Raw genomic sequence first — 13,593 nt, forward strand, 5'->3', positions numbered from 1 at the left:
TATTTTTTAAGTTTTTAATCAATACTTAGCGTATTGCTAAATTCATGGGCTCCTATATCTTGGGATTCTCCTGACAAAGAAGCATTTCCAAAATAATCATAATCCCCGATATTGTAGTCTAGATTGATTCCGGCATCAATAAGCGGTGAACCTGGTTCCAATTTATAATCCACCAGATTTGGATTTTCATAGGAATTTCCTTCAAACTCAATATTAGTATCAACTTCTATATCGCCGTCCAAAATATTGTTTTTAACAAAAGCAATCCCGGTCTCCCAATTACTTATTGACTTAAAAGCTAATTTATCATCCTGAATTACCGTATTATTAAAAAAGCATACATTTGAAACTTCCGCTCTCCCTTTATTAAACAAAAATAAACTTCCGCTATAGCCATTCGCATCGTTATCCGATATGTTATAGCGCACAGTGATGTTGGACATTGGTCGCGCCCCGTTGAACTGCCCCACCTGAAATCCAGCTCCATCGTTGTCATGAGAGTAATTGTACTGCATGATTCCATTCACCACACCTCCATCCAAATCGAATCCTGCAGCATCACAGCCTTGTGTTTCGATATTATAAGCCTCGCAGTATTCAATAGCCACATCTTTGGCATCCCAATACCAAATACCGCAATTACCCCCACAATGTGTATTATTGTAACCACTATCATAAACCACACAGTTGCTTATGGATGAAAATTGCACGTCTGATAATACAATACCATTCCCTGAATGACTCCACTGATTATCCCAGCCACTGATATTGTAAACCGTACACCCCTGAACATAAATATGCTCATGCGAATACCCTGCTTTATTTTGATTGAAATACCCCTTGGATATTATGCCGCTATCCATGCAATTGAAAATCGTACAGTTAAGAATGCTCACATCGGAGAAGCCTGAAGTATCGTTAACACCTTCTATTGCAATCCCGCCATAGCCTCCGCTGACATTTAAATTGGAAAATTGAAACCCTTGCAGTTTGGTAGCTTCATCCAAAGTACTATATAGATTTACACCATTCCGAGGAAACTCTCCTTCTGGCACTTGTGGAATGACGACATCAACATCAGTCACGTTAAAACCAGACGTGTTCACAAAATCCATCCCTTCAAAAACAGCCACACCTTCTCCATAGGATGAAATCGTTATTCTATTATTGGAATCCCCTCCATCATTAGCATCGAAAGCAATACTTTGATAGGTATATCCGCCATCAAACAGAATTGTATATCCCGGAAGAAAATCGTCACTATTCACCTTAGCACTAGTCTGCCAGGCTGTTTCCGGCGAAAGTCCATCATTGGAATCGTTACCGTTTGGAGATACGTAGAAGATATTCGTATTTTCAATTGAGTAAGACTGTTCTTCGGCTGTGGAGCATCCCAGCACCAAAAACAGCATGGCTAATATTCCAAATCCTTTCCCACTACACAAAAACAACTTTGATTTTGATAGTAGAAATCTGTGAATTTGAAAACGGTTTAATTTGGGGCAAATCGTATTCACTTTCGTTTAGTTATGTCTGCTTTGTCCAAACGCAACAATCCAAACACGCAAAACTGTTCTGTAGGTTAATTAAAACAGTAGTATTGTAAAGGCACAAAAGAATGGCTCTAAGCTGAAAATTCTTTTCGAATTCCTACAACTTTTCACTTCATCTCATACTCCAATAAATGACAGGAAATTGCTATTTAAAACAAATAATTCGAGCAAATATATTATTCTTTTTCAATCTAAAAACATCTGAAGAAAGACCTTACTTTTAGATTAATAATTAACAAATTATACCATACAAAATTCAAAAAATTCGTACTAAAATACTTATTAAACTTACTGAATAATTGTAACTCAATTAGATTTACAAGAACACCAAAGACTCATGAAAGCTCCGTCACTATCCTACAAAAAATAAGATTCAAAAAATATCTTTCAAACCAAAAAGAGAGAACTTTTAAACTAGATTTAGGGTGATTCCCAATTCTTATCTCAAATAAGATTTGCTGCATTCTCAATATATCCATTTAAATAACTTTGTGGCTTGTGATATTCCCTTACCAAATTAAAAGTACGCTCAATAAGAATCTTACCCGCTTGGTTAAAGGCCACATCAATTTCTGAAAAGGTAGTATTTGCAGGAATTCTTACAGCTTCTTGATCGAGGATATATCCCTCGTCAATATTCTCATCAATAATGTGTGTTGTGATTCCCGAAATTTTCACCCCCAATTCCAAGGCTTCGTGTATTGCCCTTTGCGTATTTTTAAATGAAGGCAAAAGGGAAGGATGAATATTTAATATTCTATTTTTAAAAGTATGTAGAAGAATTGACCTTATCCGATATTTATAGCCAATAAGAAATAGATAATCAACTTGCATATCGACAAGGATATTGGCGAGCCATACTTGATAGTCAGAAATGGTAGCAAACTCACTTGGCGATTTATCAATTACTTTGATATTCCTATCTAAGAAACTCTTGATGTTATCTGCATTTTGCCCAGCAGTAACCACGCAATTAATTTGATGCACACTTAAACATCCATCCACCCAAAGATCTAAACAATCTTTTGCACTACGCCCTCCTCCACTAAAGAAAATAGCCCAAGTAATTTTCTCTCCACACATAACCCAAAACCAAAAAAAATTAAGAACTCAACAATAATTCCATTATAAAAACACAATATAATAATTGTTAGAACATTTAGATTAAAATATCATAATTTAATCCCCATTAAAGTTAATTCTATTTAATGAATTAAAGAAGCTATTTGAACGAATTCTATATCGCAAATCAACACCAAAAATCTCTCCATAAATAAATTACCAACTCTTTAAAAACAAAAAAAGCATGACCAACAATTTTGACCATGCTTAAAAAATTGGCCCACACGTAACAGGACACTTTTTGGATTCAAAAAACTAAATTAAACTCAACCAAAAGTTTTTTTAATAACAACAAATCACCAAACCATTAGTTTTTCAAAAATTGAACATATATGGTTTCATTTCCTTTATTCAATTTTAAAAAATATAATCCTCGAGCACAAGAACTGACATTGATATTTAAATCTTCGTCTAAACTTATTTCTCTCCCATTTATTTTTTGACCAAGCGCATTGTATATTTCATAACTATCAGGCAAATTATTGTTGCTCATCTTAACCTTCAAGATATCTGTAGCAGGATTTGGATAGACTTTCAAATCTGCGTCCATAAAATAATCCTCAGTACCAAGTGTGGCATAATGAATGGTTACAGATTCTGCATTTTGAAATTCTCCCCCTTCTACTAAAATATTTCCTTCTCCATCTGCTAGTTGATAAGATCCTTTTCCTAAGTCACAACAAATACCATCTCCATAAGTATCATTAATGGTGAAAAGATAGCAATCCTCACCAGACAAGTTAAAGATCTCACTAAATACAGTTCCTAAATTCCCATCGGTATAAGGACCACCCGAATACAGCATATTTCCTTCACTGTCCTGAAGAGACCAAGTAGTTTCAGAACCATAAATATCCAAAGTCAAAGTCAAATTTATTTGTGAAGCAGCTATCTGCAATGCATCATTAACACTAAAGCAGGTACTATCACCATCATTACATGTCCGCGCATTAAGGCTATTGGCCAACGACACATTAAAGGTGTGATCTCCCGCTGTTGTTTCCATAGCCTCCAAAACAACTTGAACACTAGATTGAGCATCCAAGGTCCCAGACCAATTATAAGTTATTGGAGTTCCACTGTCTATATCATATTGAAAGGTTACAGCCGTTAATGGCTGGGTTCCCCAATTGGAAAGTGTTACTACGGGAGTAATGGACGTTCCACAACCAATTTGCAGTTCTTCAATTGCCACAGCAGGATCGGAAGTGACTTCCGTTGGAGCATTCAAGGCAAAAGAATCTTCCAAGGAATCTCTATTTGTTGACGTACTGAGTACCGCAAGAATTCTCGCTTTTTGGTCGTTAGTAAAAACATTCATACACTCGTCATTAGTGTAGTCCATAAAGTTTTCCACCATGTCATAAGTTCCGCAGGATAAATTACTCGTTGGACACCCATAATTAGCTTCTTCCACCGCAGGTGTATCATCGCAATAATCCTCATCATCGCAACCTCCTTGGAAGGTGTGGTAAAGACCTAAAAAGTGCCCAACCTCATGGGTCATTGTTCTCCCCTTATCGTACGGAGCGGAAAGACTGAAGGTTCCGTCATCATAATCGGAGCTCCCAAAGGTGATGTAATTGGAAGCAACCCCATCCGTACTGGCAGTGCCTCCTGGAAATTGCGCATAGCCCAAGATGCCCTCCAAATCATCTATAAATTTGGCTGACCACATGTTTAAATAGTTTGCAGGATCCCAATAGGTTTGCGTCTTTTGACTTTGCATTTCACTATAACCTACGCCATCCATACAAATATTCACCCTATCTATTCCATTAGTTGGACAACCCTCTGGTGTTTGTTGCGCCAAAACAAATTCCACCTCCACATCAGCACCATCTTCATTGGTATTATATCCAGGTGTGCCCATCATACGTCTATAATCTTCATTAAGCACTGTAATTTGCGACAGAACTTGAGCTTCCGTGATATTGGGTCCTACACCGATAACCTCTCCATTGTGCAACACATGAACTACCACAGGAATGACTATAACATCGTCCATTGTTTCGTTACTTCTTTGGGATTTTATGCCTTCCAAAGTCTGCTTAAGGTCATTTTCAAAGCTTTTGCTCCCCATCATATTGGGATGTTCATTACGGATGATGGTATTGTACTCATCCGAATAACATCGTACTGCTGAATCAAGATTCGTTTGCTTCGACTTTTTTACTGTTGAATTATTTTGAGCCCACCCCTGCATACTCAAGGCAAAGAAAATACTCAATGACGCTACATAAAGTTTGTTCATAATATTGATGATGTGTTAAAAATTAAACTTGACAAAAACCTAAGCCTCCCCTATTTGTACTTCAGCTTTTGATACCAAATATCTGATAGGGACAACCCTATATTGATGGTATTTAAGTTCTCCTGAATTACAGAGCTACTAGCCGCTCCAGAGGTAAAACGCCTAGAATAGGAAATGTTCAATGAAGAAAAATTACGGCCCAAAGGAATCCCCACACCCACGGTAGCTTCAAAGTTTTCCGTTCGCATATCATCAATCATCAAATAACCGGAATCGTATTTCACACTAGACCTAAAACTGAAATACTCCCAATACTTATTGGGATTGGAGTTTTTATACTGCATACCCAAACTATAAATGCTTTGGTCCACAAAGGTTCCAAGATTATCCTTTTGGTCTGTGGCGTCCCAAAACTTATGGTTGAAATCCAGATTAAACAAAAAGTCCGATTTTAAGGAATACGTTAGCCCTGTTCCAACATGCAATGGCATATAAAAATTATCGGCTCCCACATCATTTTCATCCTCTACTATGCTCGAAATTCCATCGGTGGTTTTATAGACGTCAATGTTTTTCTTTGCGTTGACCTTCGTAGGAAGGTTGACAATGGCCCCAAAAGTTACATCCTTACTGATATTGGCCGTTCCTCCAAATCCCAACTTGACGCCATTGTAATAATAGTCTTCTTCAATAGCCAATTCCGATACAGATGTTGCCGAATATCTGGATTGCTCAATCTTTCCGAACAGATAAGAAGTTGTAATCCCTAAATTAATATTAGTCCCTATTTGATAGCCATAACTCAACTTAAGTTCATTAATTCCTCCGGAACCCATAAACACATTCCGATATTCTTCGTTAGCCCCTTCAACCGCTAGTGGTTCACTAATAAACGAGTAACCCACAGAAGTTGCCGGAAGCAATGACAAACTAATCCCTGATTTCTTATTCAACTTGGTAGCCAATGCAAAATGCGACAAATTAGACTGAAGAAAGGTTTTGCTATTTCCTGAATTAGACAACTCATTGATGGACACATTCACCCCAGCATCCAAAATAAATATATCGGAATACAAACCACTAAGCGTTGCCGGATTCAAATCGTTTATAAAATAAGGATTGTTCCAAGCCAACCCGCTTTGCGACATACTTGGTGCCAGCCCAATGCTATTGGGGTTGTAGTATCCCAATCCATATAAAGAATAAGGAGACCCGTTGGAAGTGGCCGATTGCGAATACAAAGACATGGATGCTAAAAACACTAGCAAAAATGCCCCATACAACTTATAGGTTTTAATTTTCAACATCATAAATGGCATAAACAATTTTTAATTTGGGACGGTATTCAGAATCTGGATCATCATCAATAATCATCCTGTCCACCATAGCATTGAACAGCTCCGGATAAAAGGTCAAGCCCTCATTGGTATCTTGGGTATCTGGATCGAGCAAATCATCCACATAACCATCCAAAGCCACTTTATAGGAAGTCAGCTCAAATTCCGATGCGCCTTCCACTCGGTTGGCATAGATATAATCTTCGCCATTATCCAATTGACCGGTAATGTTATTCTTCCCTCTAATTTTTGAAACAATCAAAGAATCCTGCAGATGGAATGGTTCATTATAGGTTCCCCAATCGGGTGTAAACGTTAAATCGGCACTCAACACAGTTCCTTTTACCGGCCAATCATAAAGGTTTTTCAAGGTTGGAAAATCGATTCTAAAGGTATACCCCGTTCCCGACTGCATCACTCCCCGAAAATCGCATTCGGAAGTCGCAATACTCAAGTCTTGGTCTATCATTTGCGATAGACATTCGCTACCATTGGTAGAGAAAATTTTATTGTAAGAAGACACATCTCCCTGGCTCAATTTAAGATCGAACGTATAGGAATCCTCACCTACCTCACCACCTAGCGAATAATAAAACCGCAAATAGGTATCGTCTGTACTTTTGGAAATTCCCAAAATAGAGGTATTACTCTCCAATTCAGGCTGAATTGTAAGCCCCTTGAAGACTTCCTCAAAATCGGAGAACTCATCAATTTGATTTGCTTCAATAGCATTAAAAATAGCAGCACCAAAACTATTTGGCAGAGTCACATGAATAGAATCGCCAGATAGTGGTCTTGGAGCCACCGTTACCTGCGTTATTGGCGTTTGGTTGTAAGCAATGGAACTGGTATTGTAAAAGTCATCATTTGCCGGTTTTACTTTTTCAATGACTTTATGAATGTTTAGCGTAACCGGTTGAAGCGTATCCCCGTAATAATATTTATCGTAACCCAAAATCAAAGCCACACTGTCCAAGGTTGCTCCATCTGTAATGGAATAGCTAGAAGGGTACATTTGAAAGAAAGATTCGGCGCGAACCCTTCCAAAATATTCATCTTCATATTGTCCAAACAACAAACGATCGGTTCCAGAGGTGACAATGCTGTCAATCTTAAAATTGGACAGTTTTACCGTAAACGTATCAATGACCATAATTTTGGTCCCCGATTCCAAATAATCACCATCCACCAGAAAATAATCCCCCTCATAAGGTGAGGAACAGGCCCCCAATGTCAATGCTACAATAAGTATGCACAGAAATGACTTCATAGCTACATTTTTTTAGATATGAAGCAAATAAAAGAGGTTTTGAAAGTGCAAATAGTCAAGACTATACACACGGACGGTTTTTATCTATATAAGCCTAAATTCTCACTACGATTGTCCAAAACTTTGTTTGTAGATGAAATACTAGGCTTTAACCGTATGATTCCATTGTTTGTATATTAAATATGAAAGGATAGAAAGTTGCAATCTACGTTTGCGACGATGAAAAGGAGAATCTTACTTATGCTGTGCGCATTTTGGTGCCTCAGCAACCTATACAGCCAAACAACGGAAGGCCCCCCAAACAGTCAATTGAAGGGAGATTTCAGCTATGAAATTGTTCCAAGTTTAGGTGAGCAACAACTAACCATCATTGGAGGTGAAGTTGAGCAGACTATTGGAATTGGTGCATCGTCCCTGAATTTTGGCTTGGGATATTACAATTACGGTGTCATCTTTAACAGTTTTGCAGAAGATGAGCCCCTAGTAAATGCCTTTGAACAAAACCACCTGATTACACTAAACGCAGGCTACGGTTTAACATTTGGCAACCAATGGCAATGGCAAATATCCCTAAGCCCAACCCTTTCCAGCACCTTAAATGCCTCCCCTTCATTGGAAGATGTGATTTTCAATACCAAAAGTACATTCTCAAAAAAACTGACATCTATTGGAGGTCAAGTGAATTTAGGTTTAGGCTACGGAACCCTTTTTGGCGCTCCCAACCTCTATCCAATCATTTCATACAAAAGTACTCTTGGGACAAAATGGAGCTATCAGATTGGTTTTCCGAAAAGCTTCATCAAGTATAAGCCTTCTTGGAAAAACGAATGGTCGTTTATAGCACAGCAGGATGGGGATTATATAAACAATCCAAGCCACGCTTATCTTTCTAGTAACGGACAAGCAATAACGAATAGCAAACTGGAATATCGAAGTACAAAATTTGAACTGAACTATTCAACCGCTTTACACGAATATTACCGTGCCTACATAGGTGCAGGATATCATACAAATACCAGCCTGGAGATAAACTCCCCAAACGGGAAGTCATTGTATCCACTCAACAGCAACAACTCCTTTTCCATACATTTTGGGATAAAGTTTCAATTGGACAATAACATAAAAACAACAGAAAAATGACAGATTTATTTAGATTAAAATTCCGCTTTGAGGCCATCAAAATACTAGCCATTTCAATGGCCTGCCTCACCATGTCCTGTAGCTCCGACGATGAAGATGACGACGATTACGGAGATTGGATAGAAGTTTCCGTTTTTGACGGTGTCCCAAGAAGCAATGCCGTGGCTTTCACTATAGACAACATTGGCTATATGGGAACTGGGTACGATGGCGATGATTACCTGAACGATTTTTGGGCTTATGATTTTGACGGCAATTATTGGTATCAATTGTCTGACCTTCCTGGAGTAGCCAGAAGTTATGCCGTGGCATTCAATGTCAACAACAAAGGATATGTTGGTTTGGGATATGACGGCGAGACCAATGACGAACTGGGTGATTTTTACAGCTACGACCCACAAGCAAATACCTGGGCTAACATTGCCGATTTTGGTGGAGGAACCAGACGTGGCGCCGTGGCCTTCAGCTCTGAAACTGCTGGATACGTAGGTACAGGATACGATGGACAAAACGATAAAAAAGACTTTTGGAAATATGAGCCTTCTACAGACACTTGGAGTCTTCAAACTGGGTTTGGAGGCGAAAAACGTCGCGAAGCTTCAACCTTCAAAATAGACAATACCGTGTATTTAGGAACTGGGGTTTCCAACGGAATCAACCAAACCGACTTTTGGGCTTTCAACCTAGATACTGAAACATGGACCCAACTTGAGGACCTGGACGAAGATGACGATTACAGCATTATTAGAAACAACGGCGTAGGATTTTCAATGAATGGTAAAGGCTATTTCGGATTGGGAGTATACAGTTCTTATGTAGACAACTCCATTTGGGAATACGATCCTTCAAAAGACAGTTGGGAAGAAAAAGCCAACTTTGAAGGTGTTTCAAGACAAGGTTCCATCGCATTTAGTAATGGCAGCAGAGCCTTTATCGCTTTAGGAAAAAGCGGCAGTCTGTATTTGGATGACAACTACGAATACTTCCCTACAGAGGTTCAAGATACCGATGATTAATAAAATGTGATAACTCCCATAAAGGTTTAAAGTGATTGGTTTATTGCTTTAAACCTTTGGGGATTTAATAAGAAAAGAGATGAAGCATCTAAATATCAAAACCATTGGGATAGGTTTAGTTTTGGCAACAATTCTAAGCCTTTTGGTCATTTATTCAATTGGCCAACAACAAGATTCTTTCATAGAAAAAGAAGGGTACCATGTGGTTACTCAAAAAAGTGAGCAAGGCGGATGGATTTACAACATCTACCATTCGCAACAACTGCTTATCAAACAAGAATACGTGCCTGCCTTAGATGGGAAGTTTCAGTTTTCAACCCAAAAGGATGCCAAAAAAGCAGGTACAAAAGTAATGGAACGCCTAAGCAAAGGCCATAATCCTTCGCTGAGCCCAAAGGACTTTAACGAGAACAATATCCAATTAGTAAAGGTCCCGTAAATATTCATTTTAATACAAATCAGAAGTACGTTGAAAAATGAAAATCAATTGCATCATCATAGAAAACAACCCCAAGTATTTAAATATCCTTCAGCGCTATTGCTACGAAAATGACGATTTAAACTGGATGGGGAGTTACAAAAATCCTCTAGAAGCTATCGATACTATAAATTCGTTTAAAACTGTATTGGTATTTTGCAACATAGGGCTTCTGGAAGAGGACCCAATGAAGTTCACACAACACTTAAAGGGCAATCCAATGTTTGTGTTCCGTACCAAGGCCAATGCATCCCAAACTCGCATTAAAGGATTAAAAACAATAGAATCGATACAAGATCCCATCACAGCCCAAACTGTGAAAAACATTACAAAAAGAGCCTTAAAAATTTTGGACTTCAGTGCCTTGATGGAAACTAACATCTTCCCCACCGATGGCACCTCCCTTACTTCATCAAAAGCTATTATGGTGAAATATGGCCATGAAGCCTACCAAGTAAGCATTGACGACATCACTTATATACAGGGCATGCAAGGCGCTTTAAGAATTCATATGGTAAATACACCTCCCGTGAGAACCCTAATGAAAATCACCTCTCTTGAAGAAAAGCTGGATACGGCAAAATTTGTCAGGATACACCCAAGTTATTTGGTAAATATTACAAGAATAACTGGCATACAGAAAAAGAAGGTCAAATTAAATGACATCTACCTTCCTGTAAGCGACAATTTTAAACCCTCTTTACTGGACAGAATAGGTCAATTTGAGTAACATCCTACAAAAACTTCTTAGTCCTTAAATACCATGGAAACGTCTAGTAAAACTTCGGGTATATCTATTTGGTTTTTAAAACATTATAATTCTATTGAATTTTACACTCAAGAAAGCATCTCATAAAATGAAAATATATTTTTCAATACTAATCGCACTCCTTACAACTATTGGTCAGGCTCAGGAACATGCTCAAGAAATAGTAAAAAAATGGAGCCTCGAAGAATGTATAGCCTATGCAACCACCCATAATATAACGGTGAAGGATGCTCTATACAGCCAGGATAAAGCACAATTGAACTACGACCAGTCCAAATACAACAAACTTCCCAATGTAACAGGAAGCGCTTCCCAAACCCTATCCAACGGGAATAGCATCGACCCTATTACCAGTGATTATGTCACGAAGCAAATCCACTCCTCGAGTTTTGGAATCAACTCCTCCCTGACAGTTTATGAAGGTAGCAAACTCAATAAACAGCAAAAGCAACAACAATTGATTTTTGAGCAAAACACCCTGTATGTGGAAGAAACCCAAAACAATATTACCCTTCAGGTTACCGAAGCTTATTTACAGGCACTGTACATGCAGGAAGGCATTGCCATAGCCGAAAACAATCTAGAGGCTTCACAACAAGAAGCCACAATGGCCAAGGCCAAACTTGATGCAGGAAGCATTCCTATGCAAGATTACACCGATGCCACTTCCCAAGCGGCTACCAAAAAATACGATTTGATTACGGCAAAAAACAACTATGCCCAACAAATTACAACCCTGAAACAGCTTTTGGAACTGGACCCTGAAACTGAATTTGCCATAGAAACGCCAGACCATATCAACGAGATGGTAGAAACACAATTGGACAAAATAGAAGTCTATAAAAAAGCTTTAAGCATCCTTCCCGAAATAAAAGCCACGGAATTAAATAAAGCCATAAGCGAAAAGGATATTGAGATTGCCAAAAGTGATAACCTCCCATCGCTCTACCTAAATGGAAGTTTGGGGTCTGGATTTACCAGCACCCAAGAATTGAATTTCGTTGACCAAATAAATGTCAACTTTAACCAAAGAATTGGGCTGTCACTTAACATTCCCATATTCAATAAAAACCAAACCAAAACCGAAATTAAATTGGCCAAAATCAATGCCGAGCAAACCGACTTGGAATTGCAAAATGTCAAAAAGGATTTGTACAAAAAAGTAGACACCGCTTGGCAGAATTCAATAGCCTCTCAGGAACAATTATTGGCGGCAGGTGCCGCAAAGGATGCCGCCGAGGAATCCTATAAACTGGCCAAAAAGAAGTTTGAATTGAATGCTCTAAACACGTCAGACCTCGTGGTTAGCCAAAATAACTACACCAATGCCCAGCTCGATTATATCAAAGCCAAGTATCTAAACATTTTGTATTACCAACTCCTTCAATTTTACCAAGGAAACGCCATTGAAATTTAAGAACAATGAAAAGTAAAACTTTAAAAATAATCGCAATCACTATAGGAATTCTAGGAGTCTCCGCTCTAGGCTATAGTTTTTTAAGCAGCAGCAAAACCTCTAAGGTAGAGGTTAAAACAGTGGCTATTTCCAAAGGAGATGTCATTACCACGGTCACAGCCACTGGAACCGTAGCCCCTATCACCCAAGTGGAAGTGGGAACCCAAGTTTCGGGAGTTGTAGAGAAGATTTATGTAGATTATAACAGTGAAGTAACCGAAGGACAGCTCATTGCCGAATTGGACAAGACCAACCTAAAAGCTGCCGTGGTACAGAGCAGAGCACTTTATGACAATGCCCTTAATGAAAAGAATTATTTACAGACCATCTTTGACCGTCAAAAGCAACTCTACGACAGCAAGGTGATAAGTAAATCCGATTACGATGAAGCCCTTTACAAACTCAACACGGCAAACAGTACAGTAACACAACGTCAATCTGAGTTGAACCGCGCACAAACCGATCTTGGTTTCGCCAACATCTATTCGCCTATTGATGGCGTGGTTTTGTCCCGCGATGTGGACGAAGGACAAACCGTAGCGGCAAGTTATAGCACCCCAACCCTATTCACCATTGCCAAGAACTTGGAAGAAATGCAGGTAGAAGCTAATGTAGATGAAGCCGACATAGGACAGGTAAAAGAAGGCCAAAGCGTGACTTTTACAGTCGATGCCTACCAAGATGACATCTTCAAGGGCGTAGTGACACAGGTGCGCTTAAACCCAACCACCACTTCAAACGTGGTTACCTATACCGTGGTTATCAGGGCCAACAACCCTGATCTTAAATTGAAACCAGGACTAACGGCTTCGGTGTCCATTTACACCTTGGAACTTAAAGATGTGCTCACTGCCGAAGCAAAAGCTATCAACTTCAAGCCCAACATGGAAACCCTTCACCGTTTTCTAGAAGAAAACAACATTGAGAAGCCAGCGCCTCAGGGACCACCACCAGCTGACACCGAAGGCACCATTGTTTGGGTCTATAAACCCAATGGAGATATAGTGCCTACCGCAATAACCTTGGGAGCCAGTGACGGCATACATGTTCAAATCTTGGAAGGGCTTGAGCCTGGAGACAATTTGGTATACAGTTTAAAAGCCACCGGGTTGACAGAAGAAGCGGCTCCTATGCCAGAAGAAAACAGCAGCCCATTTATGCCGAAACCTCCGGGAAAGAAAAAATAAATACCCAATGA

At 39.0% G+C, this 13,593-nt stretch carries 11 protein-coding genes; 6 read left to right on the forward strand and 5 right to left on the reverse strand.

Annotated elements, in window-relative coordinates; genetic code table 11:
* Nucleotides 1-14: 14 nt before the first annotated feature.
* The 5 genes from ZA06_RS02615 to ZA06_RS02635 all read right to left on the reverse strand — a co-directional run bounded on the left by ZA06_RS02615 (nucleotide 15) and on the right by ZA06_RS02635 (nucleotide 7,536).
* Complete coding sequence (locus ZA06_RS02615) at nucleotides 15-1,445, reverse strand: choice-of-anchor Q domain-containing protein (RefSeq protein ID WP_157503050.1); 1,431 nt, start codon at nucleotides 1,443-1,445, stop codon at nucleotides 15-17.
* A gap of 552 nt (nucleotides 1,446-1,997) precedes the next feature.
* Nucleotides 1,998-2,636, reverse strand: a complete 639-nt coding sequence (locus ZA06_RS02620) for a formyltransferase family protein (RefSeq protein WP_053975855.1) — start codon at nucleotides 2,634-2,636, stop codon at nucleotides 1,998-2,000.
* A gap of 346 nt (nucleotides 2,637-2,982) precedes the next feature.
* Nucleotides 2,983-4,929, reverse strand: a complete 1,947-nt coding sequence (locus ZA06_RS02625; RefSeq protein WP_053975856.1) for a M43 family zinc metalloprotease — start codon at nucleotides 4,927-4,929, stop codon at nucleotides 2,983-2,985.
* A 50-nt stretch (nucleotides 4,930-4,979) separates the two neighbouring features.
* On the reverse strand, nucleotides 4,980-6,239 hold the full coding sequence (locus ZA06_RS02630; protein WP_157503052.1) for a PorV/PorQ family protein: 1,260 nt from the start codon (nucleotides 6,237-6,239) through the stop codon (nucleotides 4,980-4,982).
* Entirely contained in the window at nucleotides 6,223-7,536 is a 1,314-nt protein-coding gene (locus tag ZA06_RS02635; RefSeq protein ID WP_082331901.1) for a DUF4270 family protein, read from the reverse strand. The genes ZA06_RS02630 and ZA06_RS02635 overlap by 17 nt, the downstream gene beginning before the upstream one ends.
* A 219-nt stretch (nucleotides 7,537-7,755) precedes the next feature.
* Between ZA06_RS02635 and ZA06_RS02640 the strand changes: the two genes are divergently transcribed.
* The 6 genes from ZA06_RS02640 (at nucleotide 7,756) to ZA06_RS02665 (ending at nucleotide 13,582) form a co-directional block, all read left to right on the forward strand.
* Entirely contained in the window at nucleotides 7,756-8,676 is a 921-nt protein-coding gene (locus ZA06_RS02640) for a hypothetical protein (RefSeq protein WP_157503054.1), read from the forward strand.
* Entirely contained in the window at nucleotides 8,673-9,692 is a 1,020-nt protein-coding gene (locus tag ZA06_RS02645; RefSeq protein WP_053975860.1) for a Kelch repeat-containing protein, read from the forward strand. Before ZA06_RS02640 ends, ZA06_RS02645 begins: the two co-directional genes overlap by 4 nt.
* A gap of 79 nt (nucleotides 9,693-9,771) precedes the next feature.
* Nucleotides 9,772-10,131: a DUF4907 domain-containing protein gene (locus ZA06_RS02650; RefSeq protein WP_053975861.1), complete on the forward strand. Its 360-nt coding sequence runs from the start codon at nucleotides 9,772-9,774 to the stop codon at nucleotides 10,129-10,131.
* A gap of 37 nt (nucleotides 10,132-10,168) precedes the next feature.
* Nucleotides 10,169-10,900 carry a LytR/AlgR family response regulator transcription factor gene (locus ZA06_RS02655; protein ID WP_053975862.1) on the forward strand — a complete coding sequence of 244 codons (732 nt, stop codon included), beginning with the start codon at nucleotides 10,169-10,171 and terminating at the stop codon, nucleotides 10,898-10,900.
* 127 nt (nucleotides 10,901-11,027) lie between these two features.
* Nucleotides 11,028-12,356, forward strand: a complete 1,329-nt coding sequence (locus ZA06_RS02660) for a TolC family protein (RefSeq protein ID WP_053975863.1) — start codon at nucleotides 11,028-11,030, stop codon at nucleotides 12,354-12,356.
* 5 nt (nucleotides 12,357-12,361) lie between these two features.
* Nucleotides 12,362-13,582 carry an efflux RND transporter periplasmic adaptor subunit gene (locus ZA06_RS02665; protein WP_053975864.1) on the forward strand — a complete coding sequence of 407 codons (1,221 nt, stop codon included), beginning with the start codon at nucleotides 12,362-12,364 and terminating at the stop codon, nucleotides 13,580-13,582.
* The last annotated feature ends 11 nt before the right edge of the window (nucleotides 13,583-13,593 follow it).

The organism is Mangrovimonas xylaniphaga, assembly GCF_001280435.1.
GTDB classification, from domain to species: Bacteria; Bacteroidota; Bacteroidia; order Flavobacteriales; family Flavobacteriaceae; genus Mangrovimonas_A; species Mangrovimonas_A xylaniphaga.